This window comes from Halopseudomonas phragmitis (assembly GCF_002056295.1).
GTDB classification, from domain to species: domain Bacteria; phylum Pseudomonadota; class Gammaproteobacteria; order Pseudomonadales; family Pseudomonadaceae; genus Halopseudomonas; species Halopseudomonas phragmitis.
This window is the reverse complement of record NZ_CP020100.1, coordinates 1,867,803-1,893,606: the sequence shown is the minus strand read 5'-3', so window position 1 is coordinate 1,893,606 and position 25,804 is coordinate 1,867,803. Positions and strand designations below refer to the sequence as shown.

The window sequence follows — 25,804 nt, the reverse complement described above, 5'->3', positions numbered from 1 at the left end:
GCGGATTTTACACGGATATGCCGAGGCGTGCCGCATTCAGCGCGGCAACTGTTCATCCAGCCAGAGCCCCAGCGGACTGCCCGCAGGCCAGTTGCGAATCAACCGGGCCCGATCCTCGGCCCAGGCCCGCCGCCAAGCGGCTTCGCTGGAGTGGGCCTGCATGGCATCCAAATCGATCAGCCAGACCCGGCCCTGGTGCCACAGCAGATTGGTGGCCTTGCAGTCGCCGTGACTGATACGCTGGCGGGCCAGTTCGGAAAAGACTTTGAGCAACGCCTGGCACTGCTCTGGTGCAGGCAATTCTTGCCCCGTTGGATCGAACAGGCTTAGCAAGTCCTGCCCGGGACAGAACTCAGTCACCAACCAGGCGCGCCGACGCAGTGGACCAAAGCGACTCTCACACATGGCAAGCGGCGCTGGCGTAGCGATGTCGAGAAATTGCAAGCGGTGGGCAGCCAACCAGGAATGCCAGGCCCGGCTCGGCCGCCAGAAGCGCCGCAACCAGTGCCCCAGGCTTTTGATGTTGTAGCGCTTGACCACCAGCGTCCGCTCGCCCCGCGTAAAACGGGTCACGGTACTGCTACCCCCATCCTTGAGCAGCGGCTCACTGTCAAACAAACTATCAGGCTCATTCATAACCGGCAGCAGCTCGGCACTTTCGCTACGCTTGATCGAGAGAAATCGCCACCAGTTGCGTCGGACGCTGAACAGGCTGCAATCACGCAAGGCCTTGCCGAGATAGTCTTGTAAACGCCATTGGCGCCCGCGCTCAAGCGCCTGAAGCACGCGCTGAGGATCTATCGCACGCGCGCTGTTCACCCCAAGATAGCCGACCAGCAGCAGTTCCAGTTGCTCTTCCCAGGCCACCGGCAGTTGGGCGAAAAAGGCCCCTAGGTTATCCGCCGCATCTCGGGCGTTCAGCGCCTCGCTGGACGACTGTACGCTGACAGCATCGCCATCGATCACATACAACTGCCCCTGATGCCAGAGAAAGTTGCCCATGTGCAGATCACTTTGGGTCAGTCCCTGCGCATGCATGCGCGCCAACATGGCTACCACCTCGGCAACCAGACCCTGTGCTTCGGCACTGGCTGGCTCGGTGGAACTCAGTGCCTCCCAGCGTTGTTGCTGGGTTTGAGCACCGGATAGAAAGCGGGTCAGCAAGTAATGACCGCCGCCCGGAATCCGCCCACTGGCAACCAGCCCCGGGGTTGGTATTGCCTTGAGCTGCAAGGCCTCAACGCCCTGTTTCTCGCGTGACCAGTGACGCTCAGCGCCATGGGCAATGAACAGTTTGGCAAGCACCAGCTCGCCGTCCAACAGCGCTTGGCCTACCAGCCGCTTGCCGGGCAAAATCCGCAGCCACTGCAAAATCTGCAGTGAGCGCCCATCATCCAGGGTCAGGCTCAGAGGTTGCGGCGGACGACGCCCATAAGCTCTGAGCTGCCGGGTATCAATCACCGCCGCCGCTCCTTGCGCTGATGCTTGCGTGCGATGTCAGCGATCAACTGACGAACCTCGGCATCGACCCTAGTCTTGCCGGTATAGGCCAGCATGAAACGCAACCGTTGAGTCCGCGGCAGTGGCGCACTGCGCCGCAACAGGGTTTCCAGATCGGCAACGAAGTCTCGCTGACCACGCCAGGCCCGGCGGGTCTTTTCCAGATCAATCAACCGCGCACCAGCGCCGTCGCCATCAACCTTCAGGAAAATATGCTTGAAATACAAGCAGTTGTGCACCATTCCGGCATTATGCAGCGCCCGCACCAAAGCACCGGTCGCCACCACCAGATCGTGCCTGGCCGCCCAGCCTAAGGTTGGCCAGCGCTGATACCAGTCGTCGGCATCCTGATAATCATCCAGCGCCCGGGTCAGCAGAATGGCCTGGCGATGTCCCGGCTCACGTCGCTCGGCATAAAACGCTGCTTCGAGCGCCGGCACACCATGCCGGGCGTAGGCCTGAATGTAACGAAACTCACGGGCGAAGGTAGGCTCACCCCATGGGGCCTGGAGGCTACGGGTCAGATGATTATCCTGACGCTTGAGATAAAAGCTCTGCAGCTGGCCATCAGCGCCCTCCAGCTCCAGACGGTAAACACTGCTCCAGCCACCTCGATTGACATTGGGCTCATCGATCGCATCCAGCTTCAGCTCCCACAGCGCCTGAAACGTATCCAGACCATGACGGGCCAAAATATCCCGGGCATTTACCGCAATAAAAGGCAAAGCGCTCATTCGCGTCCCTCAAAGAATTTCAGCACCCGACGAATAAAATGCTTGTCGGCGGCGTCCAGCCGTTGTTTGCCACTGTAATCACGATAAAAGCGCAAACGCTGGCTGCGCGTGAAATGCAGCTTGCCCAGCTTGTCCAGGCAAGCCAGGTCCTTGATGATTCGGTAACGCAGCATCGGGCCCCACCAGAAAGCACCGGCAGGGCAATCGATCAGGTATACCCGCGCCTTGGCGTCGACCAGAATATTGCGCCACTTGAAGTCGTTATGCACAAAGCGCTGGTCATGCATCATCCGCGCAGCATGGGCAACCTGATGACAGACGCTGCGCACCCATACCGGGTCCTTGAAACAGTCGGCCTGCTGTTCGGCCAGTCGAGCCAGGTCCGTGGTATTGTCCAGCGCCTCGGTAATCATGGCGCCACGCACGAACAGCCCCGCTCGCCGCTCCATGCCAAAGCCCACGACAGTCGCCGCCGGAATCCCCCAGGCCTTGAAGCTGAGCAGGTTCTCCCACTCGGCAACCACGCGTGGCCGGCCCAGGTAACGGCGCAGATGCTTGCCTGCGGCATGATAACGCTTGAGGTAGTAATGCCGATCTCCAATCCATACCCGGTGTACCGTGCTCAACGGGTCGCGGGTAATGAACTCGCCTTCCAGCGCAAACACGCTATCCAGATCGGCAAACGCCAGACCACTGTGCCCGGTTGCGTATTCCGGGTTGAGCGTCCACTTGATCATTGCCCGGCACCTGGAGCAAAACGTCGGTACCAGCGATCCAGCAGCTTGTCGGCACGCTTTTCCAGCCAGCGCAACAGCACAGCCTCGGAGTTCAGAATCTCACGCAAGGGGCGTTGAAAGTACAAGCGCAGAAAGCGCAGCTTGTCGCGCCGGGTCAGACCAATTTGCAGAGCGGAGAAATACAGCGCTGCCAGATCCTTGTTGCGCCAGCGCTCGGGCACCCGATCGCGAATTTGCGCACGGTGCAGGTCGATCAGCGAAACCCGCAGGCAGTCCGGCGTCGGCGCCGGCTCGGTATGCAAAAGAAAATGCACCAGATAACAATCTCTATGGTTGATTCCGGCCCTGTGCATGCGCCCCACCATATCCGCCACCCGGGCGATCAGCGCGCGCTTGAGCGCTGGCGACGGCGGATTGGTCGGCCAGTCCCGACAGAAATCCTCCAGGCTGACGGTAGGGGCCAGGGCCTGAGTAATGATGAACGAGTGCTGGCGCGCCGGGTTGGCGCCGCGTTCGCCAAAGGCCACTGCGGTCATGGTGGCGACCCCGGCCCGGGTCAGCGCCTCAATCGCCCGCCATTCCTGGGCCGCGCCTAGCACCGGTTTTTTCAGTAGAAACAGGTTTTTGGCGATTTCGGCCCAGCCAATGCCGCGATGAATCTTGACGAAATAGTCGTCACCTTCCACCCGGGTACACAAGGTACGCCGGCCTTCCAGGGCACGAAAAATCTCGCCATCCAGTGCTTCGACTTCGGCAAAGGGGTCCTTGTCGACCCAAAGCCGCGCGAACGGTTCGTGCAGAACCAGCGTACCGGGCTTCAGCGGCCTGGGCATCAGACGGCAGCCCCAACGATGACGTCAGCCGCCTTCTGCGGCATGCTGTAAAGATCCTGTTCCCCGGCATAGCGCAGTGCATTGGCCTGCCAGCGGGCCCGGGCAGCATCATCGCCCAGCATCATCGCCAACTGGCGATTGAAGCCGGCCTGATCGAAGGGCTCAGGCGCCACCAGGCCACAGTCGGCATCCAGAACATGATGGGCATAGCCACAGACTTCGGTCACCAGCAGCGGTAATCCGGCAACCAGCGCTTCCAGCAGCACGGTACCGGTATTCTCATGACGAGCCGGATGCAGCAGCAGATCGGATGCCAGCAGAAAGTCCGGCACATCTTTACGACCACCGGGCATGAATACCTGTTTGCCAACGCCATGCTGGTCGGCCAGCGCCTGCATTCTGGCTGGATTATCGGCCCCCAGCGCCACCAGGCGAGTACGCACCCGCAGCGCTTCAGGCAAGGCCGCCAAGGCCTGGATACTGCGATCCAGACCCTTGCGATAAAAATCCGAACCGATTTGTACCAGCAACAGGCCATCGGCCGGCAGGTCGAACTCCTGTCCCAGGCGCTCACGCGCCAGTCGGCGCAAGTGTTCCGCATTGGCAGGCGCGCGGCGATCGGGCGAGATCCCCGGAGGCAGTAAATGAAAACGCTGAGCGGGGGTTGCATAGTAGTGCTTGAACAACTCCTGCTGAGTGGCCGAGATCATCAAGAGCTCGGTCTTGCCCTGCGGATCGAATACCGCCCGTTCGTAGGCAGAGAAATGCCGGTAACGCGGACTGTAGCGATACATCGCTTTACGCAGATGGCGCGACTTGTCCTCATAGCAAGGGTCGGCCGCGTAATACACATCCAGTCCCGGCATCTTGTTGAAACCAACCACCCGATCTACCGGCCGTCGGCGCATATCCGCCTGGACCCAACGGGTAAACTTGGCATAACGGCGATGATTGAGCAGCGACCGGACCGGCACCTTGACCAGCTCAAAGCCTTCGGGCACCTCACCTTCCCAGCTCAGGGTATAGACACGAATACTGTGCCCACGCTGCTGGCATTCCTGGGCGATCCGGACAAAGTCACGCTGCAAACCGCCAAAGGGAAAGTACTTGTACAGCAGAAAAGCCAGTTGCATCAGAGAGATTCCTTGTTCGCCAACAGTTCGAGCAGACGGCGCATAACGGTTTCCGGCGCGAGCCGGGTAAAGCATAGCGGCTGTTCCCGCGTCAGGTCGAACCGGGTCTTGTCGTCGGTGGTTGGCTGGTAGCTGCAGGTTTTCTTCAAGCAGGGCGCACAGGCAAAATCGCTGGCCAGGTGTTGCTGGCTGGCACCGTAAGCACCGGTAAAGCCCGGATTGGTCGGACCGAACAAGGACAGGGTCGGCACATCAAGCGCGGCGGCCAGGTGCCCCAGTCCAGTATCCACGGCCACACAGGCACTGGCGCCAGCCAGTACCCGGGCAACCCCCGCAAGGTTCAGTCGCGGCAGTACCAACACGCCTGGCAAACCGGCGGCGATGCGTTCGGCCCGAGCATTTTCCTGGTCATTGCCCCACGGCAGGCGTATCTGCCAGCCGGCCGCGACGGCCTGCTCGGCCAACTGCCGCCAATACAGCTCAGGCCAATGTTTGGTAACCCAGGTCGTGCCGTGCAGGAACAACAGATAAGGCTCACCCTGCGGCTCACCAGCCAATCGGGCCCGGTTCAGGCCGTAATCACCAACGCCGTCCGGCAACGGATAGCCCAGCGCCAGGGCAAACAGTTGGCGCACTCGCTCGACCGCATGCTGCCCCCAGGCTACTGATTTTTTTTCCTGATAAAACCGGCTGGCCCATGGTTCACGCGCCGACTGGCGATCCAGCCCCACCACCGGGGCTTGGGCGTAGCGGGTCAGCCAGGCGCTTTTCAGCAGACCCTGGGCATCGATCACCAGATCATAGCGCTGGCCGGCCAGACGCTGTTTAAAGCGTGCCCACTCGCCACTGCGCCAGGTTTTCAGCGGGCTCTTGCGCCAGCGGCGAATCGCGACCGGTATGACCTCGGCCACCGCCGGGTGCCAGGCGGGGATTTCGGCAAAGCCTTCCTCAACCACCCAGTCAAAGGCAATACCGGGAATCGCCCGCTGGGCGTCGGTCAGTGCCGGCAGAGTATGGATGACATCCCCCATGGAGGAGGTCTTAATCAGTAGCACACGCATCAATCAGGCATCCAGCGGATCGGCCAGCGGATCACCTACCAGACGATCCAGCGCGTCTATAACCTGTTGCGGCGGCAGTTCACGCAGACAGTTGTAATGACCGTAGCGGCAGGTCCGGTCAAAGCAGGGGCTGCATTCCAGCCCCAGGCGCACGATTTCCACTTGTTCAGCCAGCGGCGGGGTGAATTGTGGCGAAGTCGAGCCGTAAACCGACACCAATGGTCGGTCCAACGCGGCGGCAACATGCATCAGCCCGGAATCGTTACTGACCACAGCAGTCGCGCAGGACAGCAGATCAATAGCTTCGGCCAGACTAGTTTCACCACAGAGGTTGACCGACTCCTCACGCAGCCCGGGAATCAGCCGGCTGCGAATATCCTCGGCCACAGCATGATCGTTCTTTGAACCGAACAGCCAAACCTGCCAGCCCATGCGGACCTTGGCGTCCGCGACCTCGGCATAGTGTTCGCTCGGCCAGCGTTTGGCCTCACCAAACTCGGCGCCTGGGCACAGCGCCAGCACCGGGCGATCCAGCTCCAGGCCGAACCGGACCAATGCCGCCGCGCGACTGGCTGGCTCAATCCGCAGTTGCGGGCGTGGGTAAGGTTTGGGCAGAGCTGCACCTGGCTCAAAGGCCAGCGCCATGAAGCGCTCGATCATCAGCGGGTACTGCTGCTTGTCGAGCTTGCGGATATCGTTGAGCAACCGGTAACGCATCTCGCCGCGCCAGCCGGTACGCTTGGGAATGTTGGCGAAATACGGCACCAGGGCCGACTTCAGCGAGTTGGGTAGCAGAATCGCCTGATCATATTGACCAGCAAGGGACTTGCCGATCTTCTTGCGGGTCGCCAGCTCCAGTACCCCGTGGCCGAGCGGAAAGCTCAGCGCCTGGTTGACCTCGGGCATCCGCTCGAGAATCGGCCGGCTCCACTCTGGCGCCAGTACATCGATCAGGCACTGCTCGCCATGGCGCTGCTTGAGGCAGACAAACAGCGTCTGCGCCATCACCATGTCGCCTACCCAACTGGGACCAATAATCAGGATCTTCATATAAAGCCGCTTAGAGGCTGGAAGCTGAAGCTGGAAGCACAGCCCCCAGCGTTCAGCTTGTGACCTTCAGCTAGTTTCAGCCGACCAGTGTGCGCCACTCGGCGTGGGCTCCGCTTTTGCCGGTGACCAGATCGAAGTAGGCTTTCTGCAGTTTCTCGGTTACCGGGCCACGGCGGCCGGCACCAATCTGGCGGCCATCCAGCTCGCGAATCGGCGTGACTTCGGCAGCGGTGCCAGTGAAGAAGGCTTCATCAGCGATATACACTTCATCACGGGTGATGCGCTTCTCGACGACCGGAATGCCGAACTCGTTGGCCAGGCTCAGTACGGTGCCACGAGTGATGCCATTCAGGCAGGCAGTCACTTCCGGGGTATAGATCACGCCACCTTTGACGATGAACACGTTCTCACCCGAGCCCTCGGCCACATAGCCTTCCGGATCCAGCAGCAGCGCTTCGTCGGCTCCGGCGGAAACCGCTTCCTGCAACGCCAGCATCGAGTTCATGTAGGCACCGCTGGCCTTGGCCCGGGTCATGGTGATGTTGACGTGGTGGCGGGTGAAGGAGCTGGTGCGGATCTTGATGCCAGTCTCCAGCGCCTCCTCACCCATGTAGGCGCCCCAGTGCCAGGCCGCGATAGCCACATGCACCTTGAGGTTGTCAGCGCGAATACCCATGCCTTCCGATCCGTAGAATACCAGCGGGCGGATGTAGGCGGTTTCCAGCTTGTTCTCGCGCACCACGGCACGCTGGGCTTCGTTGAGCTGTTCCTTGGTGAACGGAATCTTCATGCCCATGATGTGGGCCGAGTCGAACAGCCGGTCAGTATGAGCCTGCAAGCGGAAGATCGCTGTGCCATCCGGAGTGCTGTAGGCGCGTACACCTTCAAACACGCCCATGCCGTAGTGCAGCGAGTGGGTCAGTACATGCACGTTGGCCTCGCGCCACGGCACCATTTCACCATCAAACCAGATAACACCATCACGATCGGCCATCGACATAGCAGCCAGCTCCATTCACTAATCTTTACGTGCGTTCAAATTTCAGTTGTCTGCCTGAGCGCGCCAGTTCAGGCAGAGTGGTTATCCGCCTGCTGGTCGGGCAGCAGTTGCTGCCAGAGCTTGATGACTCCATGCCGGAAATCATGAAACTGGTCGCCGCTGACTGTGCCTGGCTGGTTTTGCAAAGCCAGGCGATGGGCTGCCGCGCGGTAGGCCTTGTAAGCCTCCTGCAGTCGCTGAACGTCCTCACCGGGGATCAATCCGGCGTCACGCAACCCATCGAGAATCCTGATGTTATCGGTATAGCGCAGTAACTCGGGGTACCGGCACGACCAGGCTAGAACCGCATATTGCACCATAAATTCGATATCGACGATACCTCCGGCATCATGCTTGAGACTAAAGGTCGCATCCGCCGTGAACGCCGACACATCAAAGCCGCCCCGAGTAGCGGCGGTTGCCAGGTTATCCCGCATTTTCTGGCGCATCTGCCCGACTTCGGCCCGCAGGCCAGGTTCATCACGCTGGCGTCCCAGTACTTCGGCCCGCAACTCGTCAAACCGATGGCCCAGACGCTTGCAACCGGTCAGCACCCGGGCCCGGACCAGCGCCTGATGCTCCCAGGTCCAGGCCTCCTCGCGCTGGTAACGGGCAAAGGCCGCAAGCGAAGTCACCAGCAAACCGGAGTTGCCCGATGGGCGCAGGCGCATATCGACCTCATACAATGCTCCAGAAGTGGTTTGCGCGGTCAGGATATGAATGATGCGCTGGCCCAGCCGGGTGTAGAACTTGCTGCCATCGATTGGCCGCTCGCCATTGGTCTCCGACTGTGGATCACCGTCATGGATGAACACCAGATCCAGGTCGGAACCATGCCCCAGCTCGATCCCCCCAACCTTGCCATAGCCAACAATGATGAAATCCAGCTCGCACGGCGAGCCATCGGTGCGCCGCGGCACCCCATGGCGCAGACTCATTTCGCGCCAGGCCAGTTGCAGCACCTGCTGCAAAATCGCCTCGGCAATCCAGGTCAGGTAATCACTGACCTTCATCAGCGGCAGACTACCGGCGATTTCCGACGCCGCCACCCGCAACACATGGGCCCGTTTGAAATAGCGCAGGGTTTCCATCTGCTGTTCAAGGTCATCCTCGGGAATGCGCAGCAGTTGCTGGCGCAGCTCATCGACCAACTCATCCGGCTCTGGCGGCCGATACAGCCGCCCGGCATTGAGCAATTCATCGAGCACCACCGGATAGCGGGTAATCTGCTCAGCGACCCACGGACTGGCGCTGCACAGCACCAGCAACTCACGCAATGCTCCAGGGTTCTCGGTCAGCAGCAACAAATAGGCTGAGCGCCGGGCCACCGCCTCAACCAAGGGCAGCACCCGCTCCAGTGCCAGATCGGGATCATCCTGCTCACTGGCCATGGCCAGCAGCCGCGGCATGAATACATCCAGCCGGTCGCGCCCAAGCTTCTGCATAGCCCGCACCCGCCCCGACTGCAACAAGCCCTGCAACCGTTGCCAGGCTGATTCCGGCTGTTTAAAGCCTGCTCCCGCCAACAACTCATGAGCCTGCTCCGACTCCAGCAGTCCCTCCCAAAGCGGCGCCAGATTGTCACAGGACGGGCAGCTATCCTCTTCATCCTCATCCGGGTCGGCGATCACATTGGCAAAATGCCGGGCCACCCGCTCGCGCTGGCTTTCCAGGGCCTGGCGAAACTCGCCCCAGCCCTCATAGCCCATGGCCCAGGCCACCCGCTCCTGCCCTTGCGGATCGGTCGGCAGCATCTGGGTCTGACGATCATCTATAGCTTGCAGCACATGTTCGGTATCGCGCAGAAACAGATAGGCCCCCTTGAGCTCATCCACCGCGCTATCAGGTAGGTAGCTGTTGGTTGCCAGCATGTCCAGCACCGGCAGGATCGGCCGCTGCTGCAAGGCCCGATCGCGACCGCCATGGATCAACTGGAACGCCTGGCCGATGAACTCGATCTCGCGAATCCCCCCGCTGCCCAGCTTGACGTTGTCCTGCATGCCCTTGCGCTGCACTTCACGTTGAATCATCTGCTTGAGGCTGCGCAGCGCTTCGATTGCGGTGAAGTCCAGATAGCGGCGATAGACAAACGGCTTGAGCATGGCCAGGAGCTCCGCCCCGGCCACCTGATCACCGCCGACCACCCGCGCCTTGATCATCGCGTAGCGCTCCCAGTCACGCCCCTGGCTCTGGTAATACTGCTCCAGCGCATCGAAGCTGAATACCAGTGCACCACTGTCACCATAGGGGCGCAGACGCATGTCGACCCGGAACACGAAACCATCCACAGTCGGCGCATCCAGAGCCTTGATCAGCCGCTGCCCGACCCGGATGAAAAATTCCTGATTGGACAGGCTGCGACGCCCGCCCTGGGTTTCCCCGGCCTCGGGATAGGCAAAGATCAGGTCGATATCGGAAGACAGGTTGAGTTCCTGAGCGCCCAGCTTGCCCATGCCCAGAATCACCATATGCTGGGGCTCGCCACTGTACCCGAGCGGCGTCCCGAAACTGCTGCAAGCCTGTTGATAGCACCAACGGTAGGCCTGATCGATACAGGCATCGGCCATATCCGACAGATCGCGGCAAGTTTCCTGGGTACTGGCCTGACGGGTCAGGTCACGCCAGATGATTCGCACTTGCTGAGTCTGACGAAAGCGCCTCAAGGCTTTCAGCAGCTCCTCCTCAGACTCGACTCCGGCCAGCGCTACAGCCAACAGCTCGGCCATCTCACCTGAGCGCAGACTGCGCCACAACAGCCGCTCCTCTTGCAGCCGCCAGGCCATGGCGGGATCACGGCGCAATTGCTCGGCCACAAAGTCGCTCACGGCCAGCACCTGCACCAGCGCATTCATGAACTCATCATCCAGTTCCGGCAGGCTGGACTCCAGCTCGTTCAACTGCAGGGCGCTGCGCCACTGATCCAGATGATGTTCAGTCAACGCCTGCAATGTCGCAGGTACCGGCAGAGGAGAAGAAAACGCCATGGTCTATCCTTATTGTGCTCTTAACTCAGCTTGCCACGGGCACGGCGTTCGGAAAAGCCCGAAGACACAGAACTGATCGGTCACAATGTAGCTTTACTACAAAAACATTACCAATACACTGGAATGCGGCCCATTTTTGTAGTAAAACTACATTCACCGCATATACCCATGCCGACGGCCGCACGATCACGTAACGACCGCCGGTGAGGCCCACAAGGTCTGGAGAACACAATGAAGCACAACGATATCGATCCGCTCGAAACCCAGGAATGGCTCGATTCCCTGGAGTCGGTTCTCGCCAAAGAAGGCGAAGACCGCGCCCACTACCTGCTGACCCGCATGGGTGAACTGGCCAGCCGTAGCGGCACCCAGTTGCCCTACGCTATCACCACCCCGTACCGCAACACCATTCCGGTCACCCACGAGGCGCGCATGCCCGGCGACCTGTTCATGGAGCGGCGGATTCGCTCCATGGTGCGCTGGAATGCCCTGGCCATGGTGATGCGTACCAACCAGCAGGACCCCGACCTGGGCGGTCATATCTCCACCTTCGCCTCCAGCGCCACGCTGTACGACATCGGCTTCAACTACTTCTTCAAGGCCCCGACCGACGAACACGGTGGCGACCTGGTGTTCTTCCAGGGCCACGCATCGCCCGGCATCTATGCCCGCGCATTCCTCGAAGGCCGGATCACTGAAGATCAGCTCAACAACTTCCGCCAGGAGGTAGATGGCCAGGGCCTGTCGTCCTACCCACACCCCTGGCTGATGCCCGATTTCTGGCAATTCCCTACCGTGTCCATGGGCCTGGGTCCGATCCAGGCGATCTATCAGGCTCGGTTCATGAAATACCTCGAGCACCGTGGCTTCATCGAGCCGGGCAAGCAGAAGGTCTGGTGTTTCGTCGGCGACGGTGAAACCGACGAGCCGGAAACCCTCGGCGCCATCTCGCTGGCTGGTCGCGAGAAGCTCGACAACCTGATCTTCGTCATCAACTGCAACCTGCAGCGCCTGGACGGCCCAGTGCGCGGCAACGGCAAGATCATCCAGGAACTCGAAGGCGTATTCCGCGGCGCTGACTGGAACGTGATCAAGGTCATCTGGGGACGCTTCTGGGACCCGCTGCTTGCCAAGGACCATGATGGTCTGCTGCAACAGCGTATGGAAGAAGCCGTGGACGGCGACTACCAGAACTACAAGGCCAAGGACGGAGCCTTCGTGCGCGAGCACTTCTTCGGCACCCGCCCCGAGCTGCAGGAGATGGTCAAAGACCTGTCCGACGAGGAAATCTGGAAGCTCAACCGCGGTGGCCATGACCCCTACAAGGTCTATGCCGCCTACCACAACGCGGTCAACCATGAAGGTCAGCCCAGTGTCATCCTGGCCAAAACCATCAAGGGGTACGGCACCGGCGCCGGCCAGGGCCAGAACACCGCGCACAACACCAAGAAAGTCGATATCGAGAGCCTGAAAAAATTCCGCGATCGCTTCGACATCCCGGTCAATGACGACCAACTGGAAAAACTGCCGTTCTACCGCCCGGAAGAAGGCAGCGCCGAATACAAGTACCTGCACGAACGCCGTCAGGCACTGGGTGGCTATATGCCGCAGCGCCGTGCGGAAAGCTTCAAGGTGCCGGTACCGCCGCTCGATACCCTCAAGAGCATTCTCGACGGCACCGGCGAACGGGAAATTTCCACCACTATGGCCTTCGTGCGGATTCTCTCGCAACTGGTCAAGGACAAGGAACTCGGCCCGCGCATCGTACCCATCGTCCCCGACGAAGCCCGCACCTTTGGTATGGAAGGCATGTTCCGTCAGCTCGGCATCTACTCCTCGGTCGGCCAGCTGTACGAACCGGTCGACAAGGACCAGGTGATGTTTTACCGCGAGGACAAGAAAGGCCAGATCCTCGAAGAAGGCATCAACGAAGCCGGCGCCATGTCCAGCTGGATCGCTGCCGGCACCGCCTACAGCACACACAACCAGCCGATGCTGCCGTTCTACATCTTCTATTCGATGTTCGGCTTCCAGCGCATAGGCGACTTGGCCTGGGCCGCCGGCGACAGCCGCGCCAAGGGCTTTTTGCTCGGCGGCACCGCCGGACGCACCACCCTCAACGGCGAAGGTTTGCAGCACGAGGACGGCCACAGCCACATCCTCGCCGCCACCATCCCCAACTGCCGCAGCTATGACCCGACCTACGCCTACGAACTGGCAGTGATCATTCGCGAAGGCGCACGGCGCATGATGGAAGAGCAGGAAAACGTCTTCTATTACCTGACCGTGATGAATGAGGCTTACCAGCAGCCGCCAATGCCGACCACCAAAGGCGTGGAAGACGGCATCATCCGCGGCATGTACCTGCTCGAAGAAGCCAGCAAGCCCGCCAAGCTGCACGTGCAATTGATGGGCAGCGGCACAATCCTGCGCGAAGTACGTGAAGCCGCCAAGATTCTGGCCGACGACTTTGGCGTAACCAGTGACATCTGGAGCGTCACCAGCTTCAACGAACTGCGTCGCGACGGCCTGGCGGTTGAGCGCCAAAACCGTCTGCACCCGGGCAAGAAAGCCCAGGCCAGTTACGTCGAGCAGAACCTGGCTGGGCGCAACGGCCCGGTAATCGCCGCCACCGACTACATGAAGCTGTACGCTGAACAGATTCGCCAATGGGTGCCGGGAACCTACAAGGTTCTGGGGACTGACGGCTTCGGCCGCAGCGACACCCGCCGCAAACTGCGTCACTTCTTCGAAGTGGACCGCTATTGGGTGGCCTATACCGCTCTCAGCGCCCTGGCCGAGTCCGGTGCGATCAAACCCAAGGTACTGACCGATGCCCTCAAGGCATTCGGTATCGACCCTGACAAGACCAACCCGCTGGATTGCTGAGGAGCGACATTATGAGTGAAGTAATCAAGTTGCCCGATATCGGCGGCGAAGGCGAAGTCATTGAAATTCTGGTCAAGGAAGGCGACCGGGTTGAGGCGGAACAGTCTCTGCTGGTACTGGAGTCCGACAAGGCCAGCATGGAAGTCCCCAGTCCCAAGGCCGGAGTCATCAAGAGTCTCAAGTTCAAACTGGGCGACACCCTGAAGGAAGGTGACGCTCTGCTGGAGCTGGAAGTGGAAGGCGCTACCGACCAGGCAGCGGCACCCGCCAAGCAAGAGCAAAAACCAGCCGCCGAAGCGCCGAAAGCCCAACCTGCAGCCGAGCAGCCAAAGCAGGCACAACCTGCCGCCAGCAGCATCGAGGCAATCCGGATTCCGGATATCGGCAGCACCGAAGCCAAGATCATCGAGATTCTGGTCAGCAGCGGCGACAGCGTCGAAGTCGACCAGTCGCTGCTGGTACTGGAGTCGGACAAGGCCAGCATGGAGATCCCCTCGCCCGTGGCCGGGGTAATCGAATCAATCGAGGCAAAGCTCGAGCAGGACGTCAAAACCGGCGACCTGATCATGCATATCAAGACCGAAGGCGCGGCCGGCAGCCCGGCACCGGCTGCCGAGTCCGCCAGCCCCGCAGCCACGGTTGAAACTGAAGCTGCCGCACAGCCCAAGGCCAGCACACCCAGCGAGCCACAGAGCCCGCCACCGGTTGGCGGCCCCAGCCGCGACGGCCAGAAAGTCCATGCCGGCCCGGCAGTACGCAAGCTGGCCCGCGAACTCGGCGTTGAGCTGACTGAGGTCAAGCCCAGCGGCCCGCGCGAGCGCATCCTCAAGGAAGATGTCGACGCCTTCGTCAAACAGGTCATGCAACAGCGCAAAGCCGCACCGGCCGGTGCCGCTGGCGGCATGGGTATCCCGCCGGTACCGGAAGTTGATTTCAGCCGGTTTGGCGAGGTCGAGATCAAAGACATGACCCGTCTGCAACAAGTCGGCGCCATGAACTTGCACCGCAGTTGGCTCAACGTACCGCACGTGACCCAGTTCGATCAGGCCGACATCAGCGAACTGGAAGACTTCCGCAAGGCGCAAAAAACCGTCGCCGAGAAAGCCGGCGTCAAGCTCACGGTCCTGCCGTTCCTACTCAAGGCCTGTGCCCATCTGCTACGCGAACAGCCGAACTTCAACGTCTCGCTGGCCGGCAATGGCAAGCAACTGGTACACAAGCAGTACGTGCATATCGGCTTTGCCGTCGACACCCCGGATGGCCTGCTGGTGCCGGTGATTCGTGACGTCGACCAAAAGAGCCTGTTGCAACTGGCTGCCGAGGCAGCTGAACTGGCCGACAAGGCGCGCAACAAGAAGCTCGGTGCCGACGCCATGCAAGGCGCCTGCTTCACCATCTCCAGCCTGGGCCACATCGGCGGCACCTACTTCACGCCGATCGTCAACAGCCCGGAGGTGGCCATCCTTGGCGTATCCAAGGCCACCATGCAACCGGTCTGGGACGGCAAAGCCTTCCAGCCTCGGCTGATGCTGCCGCTGTCGCTGTCCTACGACCACCGGGCCATCAACGGCGCCGCCGCCGCCCAGTTCACCAAACGCCTCGGCGAACTGCTGGCGGATATCCGGTCGATGTTGTTGTAGTTGCACGCTTCCCGGGGTTCTCCTGGGAGCCTTGAGCATCTGCTCAAGGTAGGCGTTCCTGGGAGCCTCGAGCATCTGCTCGAGGTAAGCGTTGCACGGCAGCCCGCCGCGGGAGCAGATGCTCCCGCCTCCCAGGGGCTTCTCCTGGGAACCTTGAGCATCTGCTCAAGGTAAGCATTGCACGATAGTCCGCTACGGCAGCAGATACTCCCGCCTCCCGGGCTTACCTCCTACTGGCACTAGACCACGGCCAATGCTCAGGCGCTGCACATAACCCGGCTTTGGCCGGGTTGCTGTGAATGTAATCCACCACAGCAAGATGATGCCGCTCATCACGAATGAAACGATCCCAGTACCCGGGCATCCACAACCTGCCCAAGGGCAACCTCAACCCCAGCGTTTTGCTGTTCAACATGACCCAGCGACCGGTAAAGCCTTTCCAGCTCTGAACGATCCGCGACAGGGAGTAATGCGGCTCGATCAGTACATGAACGTGATTGGGCATGATGCACCAGGCTAGCAACCTGTAGCGGCTGTTCTGCCAACGCATCAACCCATCCGCCATAACCTGGGCCACCTGTGCGTGTTGCAGAGCACAACAGCCCAAGCCCTGATCCAGCCAGAACTCAATGCGCTGTCGGCGTTTCTGTTCCCGCGTATTTTCAGGCAAGAGCCTGAGTTCCTGCTCCAGACTGCGCTGTGTTTTGACAGGCAAAGCATCCGCCAGACGGAAGGTGATGAACTGGGCTACAGCGGGATTATCGCAATGGGGCAAGCGCCCAACGAGATACCAGCCCTTGTGATCCGGGGTAAGTACCATGACATACGTCCTTGTTATGTCGTTGAGCGCGAAATGTAGCAGGCTATCCGATGGAATGATGTGCGAAAACGCACAAAGCTACACTTGGATTCCTGGTAGGCGGGTGCACCTCGGACCGCCCGCGAACCACTCTGCGGCCCTTCCTGGGAGGCGGGAGCATCCGCTCCCGCAGCGGACTATCGTGCAATGCTTACCTTGAGCAGATGCTCAAGGCTCCCAGGAAAACCCAAAACCCCGGGGAAGCCCAGAGTTCCATCACCCCTCAACCAAAATCCTGCTTCTCCATCCACGGAATAATCCGCTCAAAGGCCTGTTCGATCTTGTCCAGCGAGGTCGAGTAGCTGAGACGCAGGGCGTTGCTGCAGTGATTGCCAAAGGTTTCGCCGGGGATGGTGCACACGCCAGTTTCCTTAAGCAGTCGCAGCGCCACGTTGGTGCCGTTGACTCCATCTGGCAACGAGGGGAACAGGTAAAAAGCACCTTCAGGCTTGTAGCCGGTCAGCCATGGCGTCTGCTCAACCAGCTCGACAATACGGTCACGCCGGCGGGTGTACTCGGCCAGCATGCCGTCGATAAACTCCCGACCGTGATGCAACGCCGCCACTCCGGCCCACTGGCACGGAGTATTGGCCACGGTAGTAGTGAACATATGGTAGCGCCGCAACTTCTTGATAGCCGCCTGGCTGGCGATCAGCCAGCCAATACGCAACCCAGCCATGCTGTAGGTCTTGGAAAAACTGCTGATGACCATGACGTTGTCCAGGTCGCTGCAACTGGCCAAGACCGAAGGATAGGTCTTGCCGTCGTAGATCAGGTGATCGTAAACCTCGTCGCTGATCACATGGATATCGCGGTAGGCCGCCTCCTGCAGGATCGCCTCCAGAGTTTCCTTCGGGTACAGGGTGCCGGTCGGGTTGCTTGGTGAGTTGAGCACGATCGCATAGGTGTTGGGCTGGATGGCATCGAGCACTTCCTGCGGATCGAGCTGGTGGTTGTGCTCGGCGCGGGTCGGGACTTCGGTCACCTCGCCACCGTTCATGCGGATCAACGGTGCATAGAGCATAAATGCCGGGTCCGGCACAATGAAGTGCCGCCCCGGCGCAGACACCGAAGTCAACGCCAGGTACACCGCTTCTGTGGCGCCGGTGGTGACCAGGATATTGTCCGCCGTCAGCGGCCGCTGGTAGCGCTCACCGTAGTACAGCGCCAGTGATTCGAGCAGCTCCGGCAGGCCGGCATCCATGGTATAGCCGGTCTGCCCGGCCTGGAACGCCTCGACGGCGGCATTAATCACCGTATCCGGCGCCGGCAAATCCGGCTGACCGATCGACAGGTGAATCACATCCGGCAGGCTGGCAGCCAGATTGACCATCTTGCGGATCCCGGGAATCGGCATAGTGCGCAGCGCCGGATTCCAGATCGGATCCTCGGATTCGTACATCTCGATATCCATGTTGCTCAGCGGCATGGGCACCTCCGGATCAGGAGTGAAATAGCGGCGGTCGTCGCGCGGTCAGCGGCGCGGCCTGCTGGTAGGCATGCCCGGCGCGCAGCACCAGGGCATCATTGAAGCGTGCGCCGACCAGTTGCAGGCCAATCGGCAAACCCTGGTTGTCGAACCCGCAGGGCACCGACAGGCCCGGCTGGCCGGTCATGTTGAATGGGTAAGTAAACGGGGTCCAGGTCGGCCAGCGGGTGTGCGGCCAGTCCTCGGGTACTTCCCGCCCGGTCTTGAAGGCGGTGATCGGCAGCGTCGGTGTCAGCAGCAGATCGTACTTCTGATGGAAGTTGGCCATGCGTTCGCGCAGCGCCATCGACTCGTTCACCGCCCCCATGTAGTCAAGCATGCTGAGCTTGGCGGCGCGCTCGGCCACGCTGACCAACGCCGGGTCCATCAGCTCACGCTTCTTCGGCCCCAGATCACGCATGGCATTGGCCGCGCCGCCATAGAACAGATGCCCGAAAGCGGCCAACGGATCACTGAAACCGGGATCGACGCGCACCACCTCGGCACCCAGTTGCTCGAACACCTTAACCGCCTCAGCCACAGCAGCCTCCACCTCGGGATCGACATCGACATAACCAAGGTTCGGGCTGTAGGCAATTTTCAGCCCGCGCACCCCGCCCTTGAGTTCCGCCAGATAATCGATGCCACGCCGGGGAATGGCGTGGGTATCACGATGATCGGCCTCGGTCAGCACATTCATCATCAGCGCGCAGTCCTCGACCGTCCAGGTCATCGGCCCGGCATGCGCCAGCGTGCCAAAGGGGCTGGCCGGCCAGTGCGGCACTTCACCGAACGACGGCTTGAGCCCGACAATTCCGCAAAACGCAGCCGGAATGCGGATCGACCCACCGGCATCGGTACCCAGCGCCAGCGGCGCCATCCCCAGCGCCACCGCCACCGCACTGCCACCACTGGAACCACCAGCGGTGCGCTCCGGGTTCCAGGGGTTGTTGGTGACACCGTCGATGGGGTTGTCGGTTACCCCTTTCCAGCCCAGCTCCGGCGTGGTGGTCTTGCCGATCGGTACATAGCCATGGCGCGCCAGCGCGGCCGTGGTGGGTGCCGACTTGTTCAGCGTCGTGGCCGGATCAACCGTGCGCGAGCCTCGCAGCGTCGGCCACATGGGAGTGAGAAACACATCCTTTACCGCCACCGGCACGCCGTCGAGCAGCCCCTGTGCCTCACCGTGCAGGTAACGCTGCTCGGCCTCGCGCGCCAACCCAAGGCTGGTGTCACGATCGACCAGACAGAAGCCGTTGGTATGATCGTCCACGCGCTCGATCTGATCGAGCATGGCCGTCGCCACCTCAACCGGCGACAGGCGTTTGTCACGATAGTGCTGCAACAACTCGACGGCGGTCAGGGCGAGAATCTCGTGGGACATGGGCTTCTCCTGTGTTGGTTCAAGAGGTCATAACGACAAACAAACGCCAGGCAACGCTCCCGGGGGGCGGGAGCATCTGCTCCCGCAGCGAACCTCCGTGCACCACCTAGCTCGAGCAAATGCTCGAGGCACCCAGGAACACCCCAAGGTTTACCCCCGCTCCACCCGGTTATGCAGTGCCTCCCCGGCCTGCCAGCGCAGGAAGTTGGTAACGAACTGCTCGCCCAACGCCCGGCGCCAGCCGAGAAAGTCACCGGCCATATGGGCAGAGATCATCACGTTGGGTTGCTGCCACAGCGGGTGATCCTCGGGCAACGGTTCCTGCTCGAAGACATCCAGCGCGGCGCCGCTTAGCTGCCCCCGCTCCAGCGCACGCAACAGCGCGGCGGTATCGACAATCGACCCACGGCCAACATTGATCAGCCGCGCGCCGGGCTTCATCGCGGCAAACGCCTGGTCGTTGAACAGGCCGCGGGTGTCGTCGGTCAGCGGCGCGGTGATGACCACGAAATCGGCCAGCGCCAACTGCTCAGGCAACGCCGCACTGGCATGCACCGCATCAAAGCGCGCATCGGCGCGCGCCGTGCGCGCCAGGCCGACCACCTGCATGCCCACGGCGCGCAGCAGCGTGGCCACCTCACCACCAATCGAACCGGCGCCGACCACCAGCACCCGGCGCTGCTCGATCAATTCGGTATCGCGGTGTTGCCACTGACGATGCCGCTGCAACCGCAGATTGCCGAGAGTGTCCTTGGCGAACATCAGCACCGCGCCGAGTACATACTCGGCAATGCCCCGATCAAACAGCCCGCGCGCATTGGTGATGGTGACAGGACTATCCCAAAGCGCCGGGAACATCAGTGCATCGACCCCGGCACTGGTGGCATGCACCCAGCGCAGGCGATTTTGGGCTGGCCAGCAGCGCTCAAGCAGGCCAGAACGAAAGTCCGTCACTACCAGCACCTCCGCCTCGGGCAAGGCCTGGCGCAAGGCGTCCTCATCCTGCACGCAGCGCAGCCGCACGCTTGCCGGCAAACCATCCAGACCAGGCAACTCGGTGTCTTCAGGGGCCATTAACAGCAGTACATCGGTCATGCCGCGATCTCCTGCAAGGCGCGTTCAAAGCGCGCCACACCCTCATTGATGTCGGCCTCGCTGACCACCAGCGGCGGCAACCAGCGCACAATCTGGCCGTCGATGCCACAGCGCAGCAGCAACAGCCCCTGCTGCTCGCAGGCGGCGGTGAGCCGGGCGGCGATATCGGCACGCGGCTGGAGGCGGCTTTCAGCTATCTCCATCCCCAGCATCAGGCCCTTGCCACGGATGGTGGCGATCAGCGGATGCTGGCGCTGTAGCGCCTGCAATTGTTCCAGCAACTGCTGCCCGCGCTGAGCGGCGTTATCGACCAACTGCTCGTGTTCGATCACCTCCAGCGTTGCCAGGGCCGCCGCGCAGGCCACCGCATTAGCGCCGTAAGTGCCGCCCTGCGAGCCGGGTGCGCCACGGCGCATCAGCGCTTCGGACGCAGCGATGGCCGACAGCGGAAACCCGCTGGCCAGCCCCTTGGCGGTAATCACGATATCCGGCTGCACGGCGAAGTGCTGGTGGCTCCAGAATTTGCCGGTGCGCCCATAGCCAGCCTGAATTTCATCGCAGATCAGCAAGATGCCGTGCTGACGGCAGCGCTCAGCAAGCCCCTGCATGAAGGCCGTGTTGGCCGGGTAGTAGCCGTACTCGCCCTGTACCGGCTCGATCAGCATGGCCGCGGTGTCATCAGGCGCCGACTGGGTCTTGAAGATATGATCCAGCTCGCGCAGGCAGAACTCGGTGGCTTCCTGCTCGCTCCAGCCATAGCGCCAGGCATGCGGAAACGGCGCCACCACCACCCCAGCCATCATTGGGTGAAAGCCGCTGCGCACCTTGGTGCCCGAAGTGGTTAGCGAGGCAGCAGCCATGGTGCGACCATGAAAGCCGCCGTTGAAAACAATCACGTTGGCTCGGCCAGTGGCCTGACGCGCCAGACGCAGGGCCATTTCCACCGCCTCAGAGCCGGAATTGCTGAACGCCACCGCGTCAATCTCAGCGGGCATTTTCTCCACCAGGCGGTCGGTCAGCTCAAGCATCGGCGGGTGAGTTACCGTGGTGTACTGAGCATGAATGACCTTGCCGACCTGGGCGCGGGCGGCCTCAACCACGGTCGGATGACAATGGCCGGTCGAGGTCACACCAATGCCCGAGGTAAAATCCAGATAGGCCTTGCCGTTGACGTCATACAGCCAGCTCCCCTGACCGCGTTCGGCGCAGACCTGGGTGGCTTGTTTCAGCAGCGGCGACAGATGACTCATGACTGACTCCTGTTGCAGTGTGGCGGCCTGCGGCCGCGTATTCAATTTGCAGTACTGCTGTTCGCGCTCGCAGAGCGCTCCTAAAGTTGGGCGATCACCCCAGCGGTAACAGCCGCGCAGCTGCGTGACTGCCCTGACGCACTGAGCAGGTCACGCGCAACGGCCACGCGCAGGCGCTCGGCAGCGGCCACAAAACCCAACCACTCGAGCAGCATCGCCGTGGTCAACAGCATCGCCGCCGGATTAGCCAGACCCTGACCGGCAATGTCCGGAGCGCTGCCGTGGGTCGGTTCAAACAAAGCCGGGGTATCGCGGCGGGCCGGATTGATATTGCACGAGGGCGCCAACCCCAGACCGCCAGACAGCACCGCCGCCAGATCGGTGAGAATGTCGCCATGCAGGTTGCTGGCGACCACCACATCAAACTGCCACGGGCATTGCACGAATTTCATACAGGCGGCATCGACCAGTTCGTGATGGATACCAATCTCGGGAAACTCCAACGCCACCTCGGCGAACACTTCGCTATACAGCTCACCCCAGGCCGGCTGAGCATTACGCTTGGTGATCAGGCAAACCTGCGCGTGAGCCTCGCCCTTGTCGGCACACTGGAAACGCCGGCTCTCCCCGCGCTGGGCCAGACGCTGACGGGCGCGTGAGAAGGCATGCCGGATCAGCCGTTCGGTCGCGGCGCGGGTAAAGACCTCAAGCTGCGTGGCCACCTCATGCGGCGTGCCCGGATGCAGTCTCCCACCCTGACCGACATACTCACCTTCGCTGTTTTCACGGATCACCAGCATATCGACTTCGGCCGCACGCGGATCGGCCAGGTAACGTGGCGCCCCGGGCAGCAGCCGGGCCGGGCGCTCGCAGGCCCACAGATCCAGACCCTTGCGAAAACGCAGCAGCGGCTCCAGTGATACCCCGTCCGGCAGCCGGTAACGTCCTGCGTCACTGAGCGGACCGGGGTCACCCAGCGCGCCGAGCAGCAGCACATCGAAGGCGCGTACCTGATCCAGCGCATCGTCCGGCATCATGCGTCCGTGCATTTGGTGCCAGGCGGTACTTGGCCAGTCCAGGCGTTGCCAGTCGAGCGCCAGAGCCTCGCGTTCGCGCAGAACAGTGAGCACCTGCTCGGTGGCCTGCATGACCTCGACCCCGATGCCATCCCCCGGCATCAGAGCAATACGCTTGCGCGGCAGCTCGGCCATCAGCCCGCCCCCATGCACAGGTACTTGAGTTCGGTGTATTCCTCCAGCCCGTGACGCGAACCCTCACGCCCCAGGCCCGAAGCCTTGACGCCGCCAAAGGGCGCCGCCGGATTGGAGATCGCGCCTTCATTGACGCCAACAATGCCGGCCTCAAGCGCCTCGGCAACGCGCCAGCAGCGGTGAACGTCACGGCTATAGAAATAGGCCGCCAACCCGTAGGGCGTGGCATTGGCCAATTCGATGGCCTGCTGCTCGGTGTCGAACGGCATCACTGCCGCCAGCGGGCCAAAGGTTTCTTCGTGACACAGCTGCATGCTCGGGTTCACCTCGGTGATCAGCACCGGCTCGACGAAGTTGCCCTGCCCGCCATCCGGTACTGCACCACTGACGTGCCGTGCGCCCTTGTCCAGCGCATCACGGTAATGCTGCTGCACCTTGCGCACCGCCGCCTGGTTGATCAGCGGCGCCTGGGTTACACCCGGCTCAAAGCCGTTACCCAGCCGCAGCTTGGCCATGGCCGCCGCCAGCTTGTCGACAAACGCCTCGTGCACGCTGCGCTGCACCAGGAAACGGTTGGCGCAGACGCAGGTCTGGCCGGTATTGCGGAACTTGCTGGCCATGGCGCCTTCAACGGCACGGTCCAGGTCGGCATCTTCGAACACAATGAACGGCGCATTGCCACCCAGCTCCAGCGAGACCTTCTGGATATGCTCGGCACATTGCGCCATCAACTGCCGGCCAACCGCTGTCGAGCCAGTAAAACTGAGCTTGCGCACCACCGGACTGGCGGTCAGTACCTGGCCAATCAGTTTGGCCTCGCCAGTGATGACATTGAACACCCCAGGCGGCAACCCGGCCTCCTCGGCCAGTACAGCCAGCGCCAGCGCCGTATAGGGGGTAGCCTCGGCCGGCTTGACGATCATGCTGCAACCCGCCGCCAGGGCAGCGCCGGCCTTGCGGGTAATCATCGCAGCCGGGAAATTCCACGGCGTAATGGCCGATGTGACCCCGACCGGCTGGCGCAGCACGACGATCTGCTGGCCCGGCTTGGCGCCGGGAATGGTCTCGCCATAGACCCGCCGCGCTTCCTCGGCAAACCAGCGCAGGAAAGACGCGGCATAATCCACCTCGCCCTGCGCCTCGGCCAATGGCTTGCCCTGCTCCAGGGTCATCAGAATGGCGATGTCCTCACGGTTTGCCAGCACCAGATCGTGCCAGCGCAGCAACATATCGGCACGCTGCTGCGCGGTACGCGCACGCCAGTCGATGAAAGCGGATTGCGCGGTATCGATCGCGGCCTCGACCTGCGCCGCCGTGAGGGAAGGAATGCGACCGAACACCTCGCCGCTGGCGGGATTATCGACCTCGATGGTGCTGCCGTCTTCTGCGTCTACCCAAGTACCGCCGACATGGCACTGCTGGCGAAACAAACGTAGCGAACTCAACCGGGAGAGTGACATAAGCCTCCTCGTGTGTTTGCCCGTTGTCGATCAAGCTGACAGGGTCAGGGTAGGACCCAGGGGCGCGGTACGCAAACCGCGGTCGGCTTTCGTGGTACCGGCACAATAGTGCTGTGGCCCAGGGCCATGAGTGCTGAAAAAGGCAGAGCACGAGGGTTTGGGCGCAACGAGACGATGGACATATGGGGTAATAATTTGCTGCCCGAGAGTTTCCTGGGCTTTGGGTTTTCCCGGGAGCCTGGAGCATCTGCTCCAGGTAGGTGCTGCACGACAGTTCGCCGCGGGAGCGGATGCTCCCGCCTCCCGGGAATCACCCAACCCACCTCTACCGTCCCAACAATCCCGACTCAATGGCCTGCTCCACCAGCCAACCACGCAGCAGACGCAACCCCGGCTCATTGCGGCGGCTGGTTTTCCAGGCGAAATAAAACTGGTCGCCGGTAGTCAGGGCATGGCAGGGCAAACGCACAAAATCGGCCGAATCGGCCCGGTTGCTGAGCATGTAGTCATTGGTCAAGGCAATGCCCTGGTGAAAGCGCGCCGCCTCCAACGCCAGCAGCATATGGCTGAAATGCTGCAGCCTTGCGCCAGATGGCAAGCTCTGGCCGGCAACGGCGTACCAGTGGATCCAGTCACCACCGGCACGGTTGTAGATGCTGTGGGTCGACAACAGCGGATAGGCCGCCAGGCGCTGCGGCGCCAGCTCCGGCTGGTGCACACCCAGCGCCGGGTCCAGTCCCAGCTCGCGGCACAGCGTCTGCCAATATTGCTGGCTACAGACCGGGAACAGTTGTTCGGTGTAGATCAACTCGTAACTGTAGGCCGGCACATCGGTACGCACAGTGATGAAGCAGTCAGCTACCCGGTCAGACAGGCGCGGATGCCCGCCGCTCATGTCCAGCGCCAATTCCAATTGTGGCAACTCCCGGTGCAGAGCCGGCAAGCGCGGCACCAGCCAGCGCACGGCGAAGGAACTGAACACCGACAGCCGCAACGCCATGGTCTCCTGCCCCAGCAACTGTTCGCTGGCCTGCTCGATCTGCCGCAAGGCACCGCTGACCGCCTCATAGTACTGGCGCCCCTCCTCGGTCAGACTGAGGTAGCGCCCGGTGCGCAGAAACAACTGCTCGCCGAGGTAGTGCTCGAGCTGCTTGATCTGGTGGCTGACCGCACTCTGACTGACCGCCAGTTCCTCGGCAGCCTGGGAAAAACTGTTGAGCCGGGCAACAGCCTCGAAGACCGGCAGAGCTTTTAGGGGTGGAAGCTTCATTATCCAATTTTCTAATAGATGCGCAACAAAGATCATTTTATCGGATAAATGCGGATCGCTACACTGGCGGCGATAAATAGCTAGCCTGCGACCCCTGCCTGGGAGGCGGGAGCATCCGCTCCCGCAGCGAACTACCATGCAGCACCTACCTGGAGCAGATGCTCCAGGCTCCCAGGAAAACCCCAAACCCCAAACCCCAAACCCCAA

19 protein-coding genes are annotated in these 25,804 nt (G+C 61.6%); 2 read left to right on the top strand and 17 right to left on the bottom strand.

Annotated elements, in window-relative coordinates; all coding sequences use genetic code 11:
* Positions 1-36: 36 nt before the first annotated feature.
* The 9 genes from BVH74_RS08665 to glnE form a co-directional block, all read right to left on the bottom strand.
* Positions 37-1,461, bottom strand: a complete 1,425-nt coding sequence (locus BVH74_RS08665; RefSeq protein WP_080049668.1) for a lipopolysaccharide kinase InaA family protein — start codon at positions 1,459-1,461, stop codon at positions 37-39.
* The gene (locus BVH74_RS08660; protein WP_080049667.1) at positions 1,458-2,234 is read right to left on the bottom strand and encodes a lipopolysaccharide kinase InaA family protein; all 777 of its coding nucleotides are present in this window, start codon (positions 2,232-2,234) and stop codon (positions 1,458-1,460) included. Before BVH74_RS08660 ends, BVH74_RS08665 begins: the two co-directional genes overlap by 4 nt.
* Entirely contained in the window at positions 2,231-2,971 is a 741-nt protein-coding gene (locus tag BVH74_RS08655; protein WP_080049666.1) for a lipopolysaccharide kinase InaA family protein, read from the bottom strand. Before BVH74_RS08655 ends, BVH74_RS08660 begins: the two co-directional genes overlap by 4 nt.
* Positions 2,968-3,804 (bottom strand): lipopolysaccharide core heptose(I) kinase RfaP, encoded by an 837-nt coding sequence (gene rfaP, locus BVH74_RS08650; protein WP_080049665.1) that lies wholly within the window; start codon positions 3,802-3,804, stop codon positions 2,968-2,970. Before rfaP ends, BVH74_RS08655 begins: the two co-directional genes overlap by 4 nt.
* The gene (locus tag BVH74_RS08645; RefSeq protein ID WP_080049664.1) at positions 3,804-4,937 is read right to left on the bottom strand and encodes a glycosyltransferase family 4 protein; all 1,134 of its coding nucleotides are present in this window, start codon (positions 4,935-4,937) and stop codon (positions 3,804-3,806) included. Before BVH74_RS08645 ends, rfaP begins: the two co-directional genes overlap by 1 nt.
* Positions 4,937-5,998, bottom strand: coding sequence for a lipopolysaccharide heptosyltransferase I (gene waaC / locus BVH74_RS08640; RefSeq protein WP_080049663.1), 1,062 nt, complete (start codon positions 5,996-5,998; stop codon positions 4,937-4,939). Before waaC ends, BVH74_RS08645 begins: the two co-directional genes overlap by 1 nt.
* Before the next feature lie 3 nt (positions 5,999-6,001).
* Positions 6,002-7,048 (bottom strand): lipopolysaccharide heptosyltransferase II, encoded by a 1,047-nt coding sequence (gene waaF / locus BVH74_RS08635; protein WP_080049662.1) that lies wholly within the window; start codon positions 7,046-7,048, stop codon positions 6,002-6,004.
* Positions 7,049-7,124: 76 nt separating this feature from the next.
* The gene (locus tag BVH74_RS08630) at positions 7,125-8,048 is read right to left on the bottom strand and encodes a branched-chain amino acid transaminase (protein ID WP_080051676.1); all 924 of its coding nucleotides are present in this window, start codon (positions 8,046-8,048) and stop codon (positions 7,125-7,127) included.
* A gap of 68 nt (positions 8,049-8,116) precedes the next feature.
* The gene (glnE, locus tag BVH74_RS08625) at positions 8,117-11,071 is read right to left on the bottom strand and encodes a bifunctional [glutamate--ammonia ligase]-adenylyl-L-tyrosine phosphorylase/[glutamate--ammonia-ligase] adenylyltransferase (protein WP_080049661.1); all 2,955 of its coding nucleotides are present in this window, start codon (positions 11,069-11,071) and stop codon (positions 8,117-8,119) included.
* Between the two features lie 231 nt (positions 11,072-11,302).
* Here glnE and aceE point away from each other — a divergent pair, with 231 nt between their 5' ends.
* Both aceE and aceF read left to right on the top strand, forming a co-directional pair.
* Positions 11,303-13,960 (top strand): pyruvate dehydrogenase (acetyl-transferring), homodimeric type, encoded by a 2,658-nt coding sequence (gene aceE, locus BVH74_RS08620; protein WP_080049660.1) that lies wholly within the window; start codon positions 11,303-11,305, stop codon positions 13,958-13,960.
* Between the two features lie 11 nt (positions 13,961-13,971).
* Positions 13,972-15,600 (top strand): dihydrolipoyllysine-residue acetyltransferase, encoded by a 1,629-nt coding sequence (gene aceF, locus BVH74_RS08615; RefSeq protein ID WP_080049659.1) that lies wholly within the window; start codon positions 13,972-13,974, stop codon positions 15,598-15,600.
* 223 nt (positions 15,601-15,823) lie between these two features.
* Here the strand turns inward: aceF and BVH74_RS08610 are convergent, their stop codons facing one another.
* From BVH74_RS08610 to BVH74_RS08575, 8 genes are all read right to left on the bottom strand, one after another.
* Positions 15,824-16,420 (bottom strand): REP-associated tyrosine transposase, encoded by a 597-nt coding sequence (locus BVH74_RS08610; RefSeq protein WP_080049658.1) that lies wholly within the window; start codon positions 16,418-16,420, stop codon positions 15,824-15,826.
* A gap of 262 nt (positions 16,421-16,682) precedes the next feature.
* A complete protein-coding gene (locus BVH74_RS08605; RefSeq protein WP_080049657.1) occupies positions 16,683-17,888 on the bottom strand; it encodes a pyridoxal phosphate-dependent aminotransferase in 1,206 nt (401 codons plus the stop codon).
* Between the two features lie 13 nt (positions 17,889-17,901).
* Entirely contained in the window at positions 17,902-19,311 is a 1,410-nt protein-coding gene (locus BVH74_RS08600; RefSeq protein WP_080049656.1) for an amidase, read from the bottom strand.
* A gap of 150 nt (positions 19,312-19,461) precedes the next feature.
* The gene (locus BVH74_RS08595) at positions 19,462-20,406 is read right to left on the bottom strand and encodes a D-2-hydroxyacid dehydrogenase (RefSeq protein ID WP_080049655.1); all 945 of its coding nucleotides are present in this window, start codon (positions 20,404-20,406) and stop codon (positions 19,462-19,464) included.
* Complete coding sequence (locus BVH74_RS08590; RefSeq protein WP_080049654.1) at positions 20,403-21,656, bottom strand: aspartate aminotransferase family protein; 1,254 nt, start codon at positions 21,654-21,656, stop codon at positions 20,403-20,405. The genes BVH74_RS08595 and BVH74_RS08590 overlap by 4 nt, the downstream gene beginning before the upstream one ends.
* A gap of 80 nt (positions 21,657-21,736) precedes the next feature.
* Positions 21,737-22,867: an isocitrate/isopropylmalate dehydrogenase family protein gene (locus BVH74_RS08585; protein WP_080051675.1), complete on the bottom strand. Its 1,131-nt coding sequence runs from the start codon at positions 22,865-22,867 to the stop codon at positions 21,737-21,739.
* Positions 22,867-24,327, bottom strand: a complete 1,461-nt coding sequence (locus tag BVH74_RS08580; protein ID WP_080049653.1) for an NAD-dependent succinate-semialdehyde dehydrogenase — start codon at positions 24,325-24,327, stop codon at positions 22,867-22,869. The genes BVH74_RS08585 and BVH74_RS08580 overlap by 1 nt, the downstream gene beginning before the upstream one ends.
* Positions 24,328-24,652: 325 nt before the next feature.
* On the bottom strand, positions 24,653-25,597 hold the full coding sequence (locus BVH74_RS08575) for a LysR family transcriptional regulator (RefSeq protein ID WP_080049652.1): 945 nt from the start codon (positions 25,595-25,597) through the stop codon (positions 24,653-24,655).
* Positions 25,598-25,804: the final 207 nt, after the last annotated feature.